This window comes from Streptomyces sp. SS7, assembly GCF_037993025.1.
GTDB lineage: Bacteria > Actinomycetota > Actinomycetes > Streptomycetales > Streptomycetaceae > Streptomyces.
Window position 1 is genome coordinate 645808 of the sequence record NZ_CP141223.1, and the last position, 11864, is coordinate 657671.

Below are 11864 nucleotides of genomic sequence, written 5' to 3' on the forward strand. Positions count from 1 at the left end.
TTCGTACCGTGACCGGCGTAGGGAATCGGCTCTCGGGGTACGCGCCGGGCCATGAGAATCAGCGTGCTGGACGTGGGGTCGAACGCGGTACGGCTGGTGGTGGCGGACGCCGAGGGCGGGGTGCCGCTCCCGGTGCACACGGAGAAGTGGCGGCTGCGGCTGTCCGAACGGGTCCGTCCGGGCGCGCCCGTCCCGGAGGAGGCCGTGGAACGGCTGGTGACCGCGGTCGCCGCGGCGGCCCGGACCGCGGACCGGTGGGGTGCGGCCGGTCCCCTGGCCTTCGCGACCGCCGTGGTGCGCGCCGCCCCCAACCGGACGGAGGTGCTCCGGGCGGTCCGCACCCGGACCGGGGTCGCGCTGTGCACCCTGCCGGGCGAGCTGGAGGCGGAGCTGACCTTCCTCGGCGCCCGCCGCTGGATGGGCTGGCGGTCCGGGCCGCTCGCGCTGCTGGACATCGGCGGCGGCTCGTTCGAGGCGGCGTTCGGCCGGGGCCGGCTGCCGGACTTCGCGGCCTCGCTGCCGCTCGGGGCGAACCGCCTGACCCATGACTTCTTCGCCGGACAGGACCCGCCGACCCCGGACCTGGTCCGGGCCGTGCGGCGCAGCGTCCGCCATCAGCTCCGGGACGTGGCCGCCCGGATCCGCTGGGAGGGCCCGCGCACCGCGGTGGCCACCTCCCGCACCTTCCAGCAGCTCGGCCGGCTGTGCGGGGCCCTGCCGGGCCGGCACGGTCCGTTCGTGGACCGCACCCTGCACCGCCGTGACCTGCGGACGGCGATCGAACGGCTGGCCGAACTCCCGGCGGCGGAACGCGCCCGGCTGCCCGGCATCTCCGCACCGCGCGCGGCGCAGAGCCTGGCCGGGGCGGTGGTGGGGCACACGGCGATGAAGCTGACCGGGCTGCGCACGGTCACGGTCTGCCCCTGGGCGATCCGCGAGGGCGTCATGCTGCGGCACATCGAGGACGGCGCGTCCTGGTGGGCGCGGATCAGCGGCGAGACCGACGGGGCTCCCGGCCCCCCGGAGCCGGTGCCGCTGCGCGTCGCGCGACACTGAAGGGCCCCGAAGTCGCCCGATGCGAGGAGCAGGCCATGTCCGACGACCGCGAACCGCCCGAGACCGCGCTCGAGGCGGTCCTGCGGGAGATAGAGGACGCCGAGGCCCGCATCGACGAGCTGGACCATCTCGAAGACCCGGCAACAAGTGATATGCCGGAAATTCACTGGTCCGAGTGAACTAGATCTTGCGCCCGGCCGAGCAGGGATGCCGAGCGCCCCAACGGGGTAGCTACCGGCTCCGAAGCGGCTCCCGAAAGCTGCCCGAAAGCCCCTGCCGAGGTGGAGCGGACATGACGCCACCGGCCAATCCCCACGCCCGTACTCGTGTCAACGGCCCCTGCACCGTGGTGGAGCTGACGGGCGAGATAGACCTGGCGACGGCCGGGTTCGTCGCGGAGCAGCTCGACGAGGTCACGGCCGCGGCGGCCGTCGACGTCCTGGTCGATCTGCGCGGGGTGGAGTTCTTCGACTGTTCGGGGCTGCGGGTGCTGTGCCGGGCCCAGGACCGGGCGGTACGCGGCGGCGGTCGCCTGCGGGTCGTCTGCGACCAGCCGTACCTGCACCGGCTGTTCCGCGCGACGGGCCTGCTGGGGCGCTTCCCTCCGCTCGCCTCACTTCCCGACGGCCTCACGGACAGCCGTACCGAATGACCAGCCGTACCGAATGACCCCAGGGACCGGCGGGCGGCCCCACTCCGCCCGTCCGGCCCCTGGGTTACGAGATCACGGTCGTCCCGTGTCCATTGGCCCGCACTCCCCACGTCACGGGCCGGTCACGGCGTCCACGGGAGCCACGCGATCCCGGTCTCAGAAGGCGAAGAGGCTGCTCCCGGCAGCGTTCTTCACACATTCGTTGGCGAACGTGCGCTCGTAGGCGACACGCTTGCCCTGCCAGACACCGTCGACGGTGACGACGACCGGGGCGTACTGCTTGGTGCACAGGGCGTCGCCCGGGCCCGCGAGGGCGTCCGGATCGCCGCCGGCGGCCCGCAGCTCCGCACAGGCGAGCGCGGCCGCGGGGTGGGTGCCGGAGGGTCCCGGCGCACAGCTCAGGGTGACCGCACGGGCGGCACCCACCGTGGCGGCGCTCTCGCCGTGGCCCATGGTCAGCACCAGGGCGGACGGGGCGTAGAGCGAGGCGGGGGCGGCGGCCGGGGCGGCGAGCGCGGCCCCGGTCAGGGGTGCGCAGACGGTGGCGGCCGTGAGGCCGAGGGTCGCCGCCCAGCGCGCGGTGTTCCGCATTGTGTGCATCCTTCCGCTCGATTTCGAGGGTGTGCCGGCCGGCCCGATCGGAGCCGAACGCGGCGACCGCGAGTCTGCCGAGTCCGCCGCCGAAACTCACATCGACCCCATGCGTTTCAGTAACCTTGCGTATTCAAGCAGTGGCGTGAAGTCACGGACTTCGACCGTTCCAACCGTGGAAGCAAGCGCTTCATGATCGCGCCTGTCGGCCGGATGGCCGGTTTCGATGGGTTCGTTAATCGGCCTGAAACATTCCGCTCCTGCCCTCTTTCCGCTCTCGGCTGACCTCTTCGAGATGCCTTGTGTTCATGGACCAGCGGAGTAATCGTCATTACATGATTACTTCGGAGCAGAGGGACAAGCTGAGGGGCTGGTTCGCCGGGCGGCTGCCCGACGACCTGTTCGAGGAACTCGTCGAGGTCGTCGTGGACCGCGAGGAGATCACCGTGATCGGCCGGGTGCCCGCGCCCCGGCTCACCGAGGACGCCCCGGCCGCCGAGCGGGAGGCCGCCGTCGCGGCCCGGATCCAGGAGTTCCGGGAGCGTACGCGCGAGGCCCGGATGGCCGTGGCACGGGACGCCGAGCACCGGTTCCGCCGCAAGGTCGCGTGGGGCGTGGTGTGCGGCGGGGAGCGGGCCCTCTTCACGCATGTCGCGGCGCCGGTGATGACCCGGCTGCGGCAGCCCGAGCGGCAGGTCCTGGACACGCTGATCGCCGGGGGCGTGGCCCGCAGCCGCAGCGAAGCGCTCGCCTGGTGCGTCCGGCTGGTCCAGCGGCACACCGACGACTGGCTCACGGAACTGCGCGAGTCCCTGGAGCACGTCCAGCGGGTCCGGTCCCAGGGCCCGGACACGGGGGAGGTGACCGACACCCGGGACGACTCGTCCGCTCAGGACCGGGAGGAGGGCTGAGCCGGACCACCCGCTGCCCGGGCTCACTGTCAGACCCTGCCCCTACCGTGGGGGCATGACTCATTTCGTGCTGGTGGCAGGGGCTTTCCTGGGTGGGTGGGCCTGGGACGAGGTGGCGGCGGAGTTGCGCGCGGCCGGGGACGAGGCCCATCCCGTGACGCTGTCCGGGCTCGCCGAGCGGGCCGCGGAGCCCGCGGGGCAGCGCACGCATGTGCGGGACGTGGTGGGCGAGGTGGAGCGCCTCGGACTGCGGGACGTGGTGCTGGTCGGGCATAGCTACTCGGGCATCCCGGTGGGCCAGGCGGCCGAGCGGATCGGTGACCGGCTCCGTCGGGTGGTGTACGTGGACGCGAGCGTGCCCTTCGACGGGCAGTCCTTCCTGTCGAGCTGGGACAGCGACCACGTCCGCGCGTCGATCGAGGCGCACGGCGGCATCTGGCCCCCGCTCGGCGCCGACGACTACGCCGGCCAGGGACTGACCGACGAGCAGATCGCCGGGATACGCTCCCGGGCCACCGCCCACCCCGGCGCCACCCTCACCGAAGGGGCGGAGCTCAAGGGTTCCGCGGGCGATCTCCCCTCGACCTACATCAAGTGCCTGCTCGACGGCGACGCCCCGCCGCCGGCCGTGGCGGACCTGCTCAAGGGCGAGAACTGGGAGCTGGTGGAGATGGACACCGGCCACTGGCCGATGTTCTCCCGCCCGGTCGAACTGGCCCGGATCCTGCACGCGTCGGCAGCCGGGAGCTAGGGGGTGTTTCGAAAGTCCCGTGCGGTGCCCGCGGTGTCCGGTGCGTGCTCTCGGCGTGCCGGACGAAAGCCCTCGTACTGGACGTACTTGGGGTCTCGGCCGGTGCGGCGAGAGGGCGTGCCGGGCGCCGTGGGTGGTGTGCGGGACTTTCGAAACACCCCCTAGGGCCCGTCTTCAAAGATCATCGGGTGGTGGATCATGTTTAGGTGATACGCCGCCATGAACTCACCGATCAGGAGTGGGAGTTACTCGCTCCGCTGATACCGCGGGCCGCGACGGGCCGGCCTCGGATGTCGGACCGGCAGGTTATCAACGGAACGGTCTACAAGATCCGGACCGGGATCTCCTGGCGTGACCTGCCGGAACGCTACGGGCCATGACAGACGGTCTACACCCGCTTCCGCCGCTACGCCCTGGACGGCGTCTTCACCCACGCCCTCCAGCAGATCCAGGCTCCGCGGACGCGGCCGGTGACATCGACTGGCTCGTCCAGATCGACTCCACCGTCGTCCGCGCCCACCAACACGCCGCCGCCACCGGCAGAAAAGGGGGATCAACAGGCCGGACGAACCGGACGATCACGCCCTCGGCCGATCCCGAGGAGGCCTGACCACCAAGATCCACCTCGCCTGCGACGGTCGCGGCCGGCCTCTCGCAATCCTTCTGACGCCGGGGCAGCGCCACGACAGCACCTGCGCACGCCCCCTCCTGGAACGCATCCGGGTCCCGCGCACGGGCCTGGGCCGGCCCCGATGCAGGCCCGACCACGTCATCGCGGACAAGGCCTACAGCTCCCGCGGCTTCCGCGCCTACCTGCGCCGACGCGGCATCGCACAGACCATCCCGGAGAAGACCGACCAGCAGCGACACAGGCACAACCGCGGCAGCCGTGGCGGGCGACCACCAGCGTTCGACCGGCAGATCGGTGGGGACTCGGCGGCAGCTGATAGACGGCATACGGTGGCGAGGCGACCATCCCGGTCCCGGCGGACCGCGTCCGCAATCGTCAGAAGCTAGGCTCCCGAGGCGGTCGGCCGCCGAAGTTCGACAAGACCGACTACCGCGAGCGCCATGCCGTCGAGTGCGGAATCAATCGTCTCAAGCGCCACCGGGCCGTCGCCACGAGGTACGACAAGCTCGCCGTCCGCTACGAGGCGACAGTGCTGGTCGCAGTCCTCAACGAGTGGCTGTGGCCAGCACTTTCCCAAGAGACCCTAACCGACACGCCCGGGCGAGTGCCCCGGCATCTGCCCCGCGCCCTGGATCAGGCACTCGATCAGGTAGTCGCCCGTGTCCTCGTCGTTGGTCACGCCGTGGGTCTCGCTGCGGAAGCCGGGGAAGCGGCGGTCGAAGGACTCCAGGGCGGTGAGATAGCGCAGCAGCGGGCCGTCGGGTGCGCCGATGGACTCGCCCGGCATCAGGACCGGGATACCAGGCGGGGTGACCGTCACCATGGCGGCCGCCACCCGGCCCGCCGCCTCCGAGATCCGGACCCGCTCGGTGTCACCCCGCACTAGCCGCTGGTAACAGTGCTGAGGTGGCGCCACGGGCTGCGGGAGCTGCTGGAAGGCCGTGTCCAGAAGCTCCACCAGGCGCACCGAGCGCAGTTGCTCGTGCATCTCCTGGCACAGCCCGCGCAGGGTCAGGCCCGCGTACCGGCGGGGATGCGCGGCGACGGCCTCCGGCAGGACCCGCTCCAGTGGGGCGTCGGCGTCGTAGAGAGCCTTGAAATCCGTCAGGGCGTCCAGCAGGGTGCCCCACTTGCCCTTGGTGATGCCCATGGAGAACAGGATCAGCGTGGTGTAACTGTCGGTCTTCTCCACCACAATCTTCCGGGTGGCCAGATAGGCGGTGAGCACCCGGGCCGGGATGCCCTCCTCGGCCATCTCGCCGGTGGCGCTGACCCCCGGACAGGTCAGCGTGACCTTGACGGGGTCCAACATGCAGTGGCCCTCGGTCAGCCCGGGGAAACCGTGCCAGTCGACGCCGGGCTCCAGCAGCCAGCAGGACTGCTCGGTGCGCAGCAGCTCCGGCGGGGCTTCCTCGAACGGCAGCCGTTCGCTGGTCGCCGGGTCGGTGACCGTGTCCGGCTGCCACACCCCGAAGAACCACGGCGGCCGGTCCCCGGCGCTCTCGATCCGCCGTCGCAGGCGCACCATCTCCTGACGGAAGCGGATCGCCTCGGTCACCGCCTCGTCGATCAGCCACTCGCCCTGCGGGCCGTCCATCATCGCCGTCGCCACGTCGAGCGAGGCGATCATCGGGTAGAGGGGCGAGGTGGTGCCGTGCATCATCAGCGCCTCGTTGAACCGGTCATGCTCCACCGGTGCCCGCGGTGCGGGTCGCATGTGCACCATCGCGCTCTGCGACAGCGCCGCCAGCAGCTTGTGCGTGGACTGGGTGGCGAACACGGTCGGGCGGTCCGGGCCGGGGAAGGCATCCTCGTCCACCGACATGCCGTAACGGCCGGCGTAGAGCGGGTGGAAACGGGCGTACGCGAACCACGCCTCGTCGAAGTGCACCCGGGGCGTACTGGCGGCGAACGCGCGAGCGGTGGCTACGGCGTCGTAACTCAGGCCGTCGTAAGTGGAGTTGGTGAACACCGCGTACTGCGGGTGCGGGGACACCGCGCCCTCGGTGAGCGGATGCGCGGCGATCCGGGCCGCCACCGCGTCCGCGGCGATCTCGGCCGGGGGCAGCGGTCCCGCCAGGCCGTAGCCGTTACGGGTGGGGACCAGGTAGACCGGCCGGGCACCCGAGACAACCAAGCCGTGCAGCACGGACTTGTGGCAGTTGCGGTCCACCAGCGCGATCTCGTCGCGAGTGACGCTGAAATGGCCTACCAGGCGATTGCACGTCGAGTCGCCGTGCAGCACGAAGTAGGTGAGTTTGGAGCCGAAGACACGGGCCGCGTTGCGCTCCGCCTCGCCGATCGGGCCGGTGTGCTCGAACAGCGAGCCCAGTTCCTCGACCGAGATCGACAGGTCGCTGCGCAGCAGCCGCTCTCCGAAGTAGTCGTGGAAGGCGCGTCCCGCCGGCGACTTGAGGAAGGCGACACCGCCGGAGTGGGCCGGGGTGTGCCAGGAGTATTCGTGGGCGTCGTCGAAGCGGCGCAGTGCCCGGAAGAACGGCGGCAGCACGGATTCCCGGTAGGCGTGGGCGGCGGTGGTGATGCGGCCCGCGATGAAGCCCGGGGTGTCCTCCAGCGGCCAGACGTAGCCCACGACCGACTCGGACACCCACAGCGGCAGGTCCCCCAGGCCCTCGTCGGCCATCACCAAGAAGACCGGCAGGTCCCGGAATCGGCGGCCGATCCGGCGCAGCACAGCGCCGCCGCCCGGGGTCCCGTCGAGGGTGCTGCCCGGCCGGGCGAGTGTGCCTCCCGGCGCGGCGAGCGCGGCGCCGGGCCCGTCACCGGCGGCCCTGGGAAGGTCCCAGGCCACCAGCGCCGCCGCCAGACCAGCCTCGGTGCGCAGTACCGCGTCCGCGTCCTCCGCCGTTACCGCCCACCGGACTTCGAAGCCGCCCGCCTCGATCGCGTCCCGGATCTTCCGTAACTGCTGGGGCCCGGCGCCCTCGCCCCGAGGGTGTTCCGGAACCGCGACCAGGATCCTGCTGTCGGCCATGCGCTCTCCCGCTCTCCACTGCGGCGCCCCGGCCGCCCCGGCCAGTGTCCTGGCGGCGCACCGGGCAGAACGGCGGCCGGGACGGCAAACCACCGCTATGGCGGAAACCGCCGTCCCGACGTTGACTTACGCAACACACACCTAGTGCCGGGACCGGAAAGGTTCACCGGCTCGCGACGCCCGGCACGGCACCTCGCCGCGTTGTCGCATCACCCGAGTACATCCCGTACACGGGCGACGCCCCGCCTTGCCATGCACCGCACCGGACGCCGCGAGCTTCCCGGCAAACCTTCCCGGTCACGGCACTAGAAGCAGATCCTGGCTCTCCCCTCACTACCCGCCGGTATCGTCGCCGTGCACGCGGGCTCCACGGCGAGAGGCGGTAGGGACGGATGGCGAAGCACTGGGCGGACTTCCAGTACGAGATCTATCTCCACGGCATGACGGGCCGAGTTCCCCGGCTGCCCACCGATCTGACCCGGCTGGAGGAGCTGACCGAGCGGCGGCTCGGGCCGGGTCCGGTCGGGTACGTGGCGGGCAGCGCGGGGGACGGCGGCACGGCGCGGGCCAACCGGGCCGCGCTGGAGCGCCGCCGGATCGTGCCGCGCATGCTGCGGGACGTCCACGAACGGGATCTGTCGGTCGAGGTGCTGGGCCGTGCCCTGCCCGCCCCGCTGGCCCTCGCACCGGTCGGCGTGCTGTCGATCATGCACCCGGAGGCGGAGTCTGCGGCGGCCCGGGCGGCGGCCGCACAGGGGGTGCCGTACATCCTGTCGTCCGCCTCGAGCACGCCGATGGAGCGGGTCGCCGAGGTGATGGGGGACGCCGAGCGCTGGTTCCAGCTCTACTGGTCCAAGGACCGCGAGGTGACCCGGAGTTTCCTGGACCGGGCGAGGGCGAGCGGCTTCACGGTGCTCGTGGTCACCCTCGACACTCCGCTGCTGGCCTGGCGTCCGCGCGACCTGGACCAGGCGTATCTGCCGTTCCTGCACGGCGTGGGCACCGCCAACTACTTCACCGACCCCGCCTTCCGGGCCGGCCTGGCCACACCTCCGGAAGAGGATCCGAACGCGGCCGTGCTGCACTTCATCGGACTGTTCGCCGACCCCGGCAAGACCTGGCCGGACCTGGCCTTCCTGCGGGAGCACTGGGACGGCCCGATCGTCCTCAAGGGCGTCCTGCACCCCGACGACGCCCGGCTCGCCGCCGACGCCGGGATGGACGGGGTGGTGGTCTCCAACCACGGCGGCCGCCAGGTCGCCGGCTCGATCGGTGCCGCCGACGCGCTGCCCCGGGTCGCCCGGGCGGTCGGCGACCGGCTGACGGTCCTGTTCGACAGCGGGATCCGCACCGGCGACGACGTCTTCAAGGCCCTCGCCCTGGGCGCCGAGGCGGTGCTGCTGGGCCGCCCGTACGTCTACGGACTCGGCCTGGACGGACAGCCCGGCGTCGAGCACGTGATCCGCTGTCTGCTCGCCGAGTTCGACCTCACCCTGGCCCTGTCGGGCCACGCCACCCCGGCGACCGTGGGTCCGGGCGATCTGGCCGAGGACGAGAGATAGCGCCCGGGGAGCGCCCGGGGGCCGTCGCCCCGGCCGTCCTCAGGCCGTCCCCTCCTCCAGGCTCACCGGCTGGGCCGACGGCGGCGCGTCCGTGCCGGTGACGGCGAGGGAGCCGGGCGTGGCGGCTGCCGTGTCGGGGAGCCAGCGCTGGGCGTCGGAGCGGTCACGGACCTTCACCACCACGTCGGCGCCCGCCTCGTCGCCGGCACCGGCCAGGGCGAGGGAGTCGTCCCAGCGGGGCAGCAGCTCGCCCTGGACGGTGAAGTCGTAGCGGACGTCGTCGGCCCGGCGGTCCCCCACGTCCACGCAGTCACCGAGGATCACCACACCGGCGTCGGCGTGGGAGTCCACGCACAGGTCGGGCTGGGCCGCGCTGCGCAGCTGGCCGTCCTCGGCGTACGACCACTGCTGGGTGTTCCCGGTGTCGCACGCGGCGAGTTGGAGGGCCGCGCCGGCCCGGGCCTCGCCCCGGATGTCCAGGCAGAGGTCGGCGCCGGCCTCGCGCAGTCGGGTCCGCTGGGGCGCGGTGGGGAGTTGGACGGTGCCGGGGGTGGTCGGGGAGGCGCCGGCGCCCGGGGTGTCGGTGCCCGGGACCACACCGCTGGTGGAGGCGGCCGGGTCGGCGCCGCCGCCGTCCAGCCACATCCCGGCGGCCAGCAGACTGGTCAGCAGCCCGGCGGAGGCGAGCCCCACCCCGGTGAACAGGGCGCGCGGGGAGCGCGGTTCGCCGGCCGCGCGACGGCGCGGCGAGGGGATGCGGGAGAGCAGGGTGCCACCGCGCGGCCTGCCGCCCCGGTGCCGGGCGGAGCCCCGCAGGCGTACGGGCTGCTGGGTCCGGCCGGGGCGGGAGTCGTGGTAGCGGCGGGCGCCCCAGCCGAGGACGGCCTCGGCGAGGAGCAGACCGAGCGCGTTCTCGAAGTGCCCGAGCTGCTCGGCGGCGGCCCGGCAGTAGCGGCACTCGTCGAGGTGCCTCCGGACGTCCGGCAGCAGTTCGCCGCCGCGCCGGATGGGCACGTCGAGGAGGCGGTTGTAGAAGCGGCACTCCTTGCTGGGGGCGAGTTCCCGGTGGGCGCGGACCAGGCCCTCGCGGAGCTTGTCGCGGGCCTGCTCGTAGGCGGCGGCGGTCATCTCGGTGTCCATGCCGAGCAGTCCGGCGGCCGCCGGTATCGACTCGGCCTCGACCTCCACGTGCCACAGGACGCAGCGGGCGATCGCGGGCAGGCCCTGGAAGGAGCGCTCGGCGAGCACCCGGTTGTCCGGGGTCATGGACTTGGCGGCGCGCATGCCCCGGGCTCCGGCGGGCTTCGTCAGCACGGGCAGCACGCCGGAGATCTGGTCGTCGGCGGCCCAGAGCCGGGCCATGTCCCTGACGGTCACCAGCAGTCGGGGCCGCAGCGCGGTGCCCGGCTCGCCCAGTTTCAGCCGGTCGAAGACCTGGTGGACGGCGGCCGCGGTGAGCATGTTCGAGACGTTGCCGGAGGACGCGATGCAGATCACCGCGTACTCGTGGACCGGCCGCCAGTGCCGGGCGATCAGCACCGCGGTGGACTGGGCGACCTCGCTGTCCGTGCCGCCGCGGATCCCTGCGGCGAGGGACTCGTCGGATTCTCCGGGGCCACCGCCGGGCGGCGGGTAAGGAGGGCGAGGCGGCTGGGCGGTCGGCACTGAGCGGTTCCTTTGGTACGTACCTGATGGCGCAACGGGGAGTATGTGTCCGCCCCACAGGCGTCACACAAGGACCCGGCCGTCACCCCCCGCTCGGAAGGTTCACCTTTGCACAACTAAGTCGTGCGCAACAAGGCGTGAGGACATCCGGCCCCTTGTTGAAAGGATGTCGACAAGCGGGACGGGCGAATGCCGCGTGGCACGCCTTTCGTCCGTTCTTGCGCCCCGTGTGAAACGGACGCACGCGCAGGGGTGCCGCGCACCTTCCCGGGGGGTGTGCCGCGTAGTGGACTGGAACCGGCCACTTCCTCGGAGGCCCCGCGCAGGACGGCGGCTCTCCTGCGCGCCACGGCCGCCGGCCCTGTTCCTCCCGCCCTGGGCCGGCGGCCCACGACGTCCGGGGGCGGCTATATCTGCCAGGACCGCAGCCGGTCCGCGGCCCCGTACACATCGGTCTTGCCGTCGATCAGGTCACGGGCGAGGTCGACGAGCGCGCCGTAGGGCGGGTCGATGCCGACGCCGCTGACGTACATGTAGGCCACCGCGGTCGCGCAGGCGAACCGGGCGTTGGCCGACGGCAGGGGCTTGAGCAGGGCGAGGGTGTGCAGCAGGGCGGCGGCCCGCCATGCCGGGTCGGAGTCGACGCCGAGCCGGGGCGGATCCACCCGGTGCCGGGCGACGGCCGCGACCAGCGCGGAGAAGTCGTTGACGGTGGGCTGGTCCGGCAGGACCTCTTCGTGGCGCTGGAGCAGCCAGGGCACGTCGATGTGGATGACGGGTGTCATCGGTCAGGCGACCCGCCCCTCGCCCCTGAGGGCGGGTTCGTCGTCCGGGAACGCGGCCGCGAACTCGTCGGCGTGGGCGGAGAAGAAGCGGCGGAACGCCTCCGCCCCCTCCTGCAGGGCCCGGTGCCGCGCGATGTCGGCGGCGGCCGCCTCGCGCACGAGCGCCTTCATCGACGTGCCGCGTTCCTTCGCGATCTGCCGCAGGTCCTCCAGCTCGCGATCGCTGAACTCCACATTGAGGGCTGGCATCCCCTCACGGTACCGC

General features: G+C 72.4%; 11 protein-coding genes and 1 pseudogene. 7 read left to right on the plus strand and 5 right to left on the minus strand.

Annotated features, from left to right (window positions below):
- Positions 1-51: 51 nt before the first annotated feature.
- From U5640_RS02910 to U5640_RS02920, 3 genes are all read left to right on the plus strand, one after another.
- Positions 52-1056: a Ppx/GppA family phosphatase gene (locus U5640_RS02910; RefSeq protein ID WP_340374226.1), complete on the plus strand. Its 1005-nt coding sequence runs from the start codon at positions 52-54 to the stop codon at positions 1054-1056.
- Positions 1057-1091: 35 nt separating this feature from the next.
- Positions 1092-1235 (plus strand): hypothetical protein, encoded by a 144-nt coding sequence (locus U5640_RS02915; RefSeq protein ID WP_340374227.1) that lies wholly within the window; start codon positions 1092-1094, stop codon positions 1233-1235.
- 113 nt (positions 1236-1348) lie between these two features.
- Complete coding sequence (locus U5640_RS02920; RefSeq protein ID WP_340374228.1) at positions 1349-1708, plus strand: STAS domain-containing protein; 360 nt, start codon at positions 1349-1351, stop codon at positions 1706-1708.
- 156 nt (positions 1709-1864) lie between these two features.
- On the opposite strand, the gene U5640_RS02925 is transcribed toward U5640_RS02920, so the two are convergent.
- Entirely contained in the window at positions 1865-2299 is a 435-nt protein-coding gene (locus U5640_RS02925) for a protease inhibitor (protein WP_340374229.1), read from the minus strand.
- 335 nt (positions 2300-2634) lie between these two features.
- Here U5640_RS02925 and U5640_RS02930 point away from each other — a divergent pair, with 335 nt between their 5' ends.
- The 3 genes and pseudogenes from U5640_RS02930 to U5640_RS02940 form a co-directional block, all read left to right on the plus strand.
- Positions 2635-3210 carry a hypothetical protein gene (locus tag U5640_RS02930; protein ID WP_340374230.1) on the plus strand — a complete coding sequence of 192 codons (576 nt, stop codon included), beginning with the start codon at positions 2635-2637 and terminating at the stop codon, positions 3208-3210.
- Between the two features lie 55 nt (positions 3211-3265).
- Entirely contained in the window at positions 3266-3961 is a 696-nt protein-coding gene (locus U5640_RS02935; protein ID WP_340374231.1) for an alpha/beta fold hydrolase, read from the plus strand.
- A gap of 585 nt (positions 3962-4546) precedes the next feature.
- A pseudogene (locus tag U5640_RS02940) lies at positions 4547-4864 on the plus strand (transposase); the annotation flags it as partial.
- A 311-nt stretch (positions 4865-5175) separates the two neighbouring features.
- On the opposite strand, the gene U5640_RS02945 reads toward U5640_RS02940, so the two are convergent.
- Entirely contained in the window at positions 5176-7587 is a 2412-nt protein-coding gene (locus tag U5640_RS02945; RefSeq protein WP_340374232.1) for an Orn/Lys/Arg decarboxylase N-terminal domain-containing protein, read from the minus strand.
- Between the two features lie 392 nt (positions 7588-7979).
- Here U5640_RS02945 and U5640_RS02950 point away from each other — a divergent pair, with 392 nt between their 5' ends.
- A complete protein-coding gene (locus U5640_RS02950; protein ID WP_340374233.1) occupies positions 7980-9149 on the plus strand; it encodes a lactate 2-monooxygenase in 1170 nt (389 codons plus the stop codon).
- Between the two features lie 39 nt (positions 9150-9188).
- Here U5640_RS02950 and U5640_RS02955 read toward each other — a convergent pair whose 3' ends face one another.
- From U5640_RS02955 to U5640_RS02965, 3 genes are all read right to left on the minus strand, one after another.
- Complete coding sequence (locus U5640_RS02955; protein WP_340374234.1) at positions 9189-10814, minus strand: RICIN domain-containing protein; 1626 nt, start codon at positions 10812-10814, stop codon at positions 9189-9191.
- A 407-nt stretch (positions 10815-11221) separates the two neighbouring features.
- The gene (locus U5640_RS02960; protein WP_067254741.1) at positions 11222-11599 is read right to left on the minus strand and encodes a toxin Doc; all 378 of its coding nucleotides are present in this window, start codon (positions 11597-11599) and stop codon (positions 11222-11224) included.
- A 3-nt stretch (positions 11600-11602) separates the two neighbouring features.
- Positions 11603-11848 (minus strand): hypothetical protein, encoded by a 246-nt coding sequence (locus U5640_RS02965; protein ID WP_067254739.1) that lies wholly within the window; start codon positions 11846-11848, stop codon positions 11603-11605.
- Positions 11849-11864: the final 16 nt, after the last annotated feature.

What these genes read in the sequence shown, in the direction of transcription:
- U5640_RS02910 (WP_340374226.1), top strand. Translation starts at nt 52, where the DNA reads ATGAGAATCAGCGTGCTGGACGTGGGGTCGAACGCGGTACGGCTGGTG.
- U5640_RS02915 (WP_340374227.1), top strand. Translation starts at nt 1,092, where the DNA reads ATGTCCGACGACCGCGAACCGCCCGAGACCGCGCTCGAGGCGGTCCTG.
- U5640_RS02920 (WP_340374228.1), top strand. Translation starts at nt 1,349, where the DNA reads ATGACGCCACCGGCCAATCCCCACGCCCGTACTCGTGTCAACGGCCCC.
- U5640_RS02925 (WP_340374229.1), bottom strand. Translation starts at nt 2,299, where the DNA reads ATGCGGAACACCGCGCGCTGGGCGGCGACCCTCGGCCTCACGGCCGCC.
- U5640_RS02930 (WP_340374230.1), top strand. Translation starts at nt 2,635, where the DNA reads ATGATTACTTCGGAGCAGAGGGACAAGCTGAGGGGCTGGTTCGCCGGG.
- U5640_RS02935 (WP_340374231.1), top strand. Translation starts at nt 3,266, where the DNA reads ATGACTCATTTCGTGCTGGTGGCAGGGGCTTTCCTGGGTGGGTGGGCC.
- U5640_RS02945 (WP_340374232.1), bottom strand. Translation starts at nt 7,587, where the DNA reads ATGGCCGACAGCAGGATCCTGGTCGCGGTTCCGGAACACCCTCGGGGC.
- U5640_RS02950 (WP_340374233.1), top strand. Translation starts at nt 7,980, where the DNA reads ATGGCGAAGCACTGGGCGGACTTCCAGTACGAGATCTATCTCCACGGC.
- U5640_RS02960 (WP_067254741.1), bottom strand. Translation starts at nt 11,599, where the DNA reads ATGACACCCGTCATCCACATCGACGTGCCCTGGCTGCTCCAGCGCCAC.
- U5640_RS02965 (WP_067254739.1), bottom strand. Translation starts at nt 11,848, where the DNA reads ATGCCAGCCCTCAATGTGGAGTTCAGCGATCGCGAGCTGGAGGACCTG.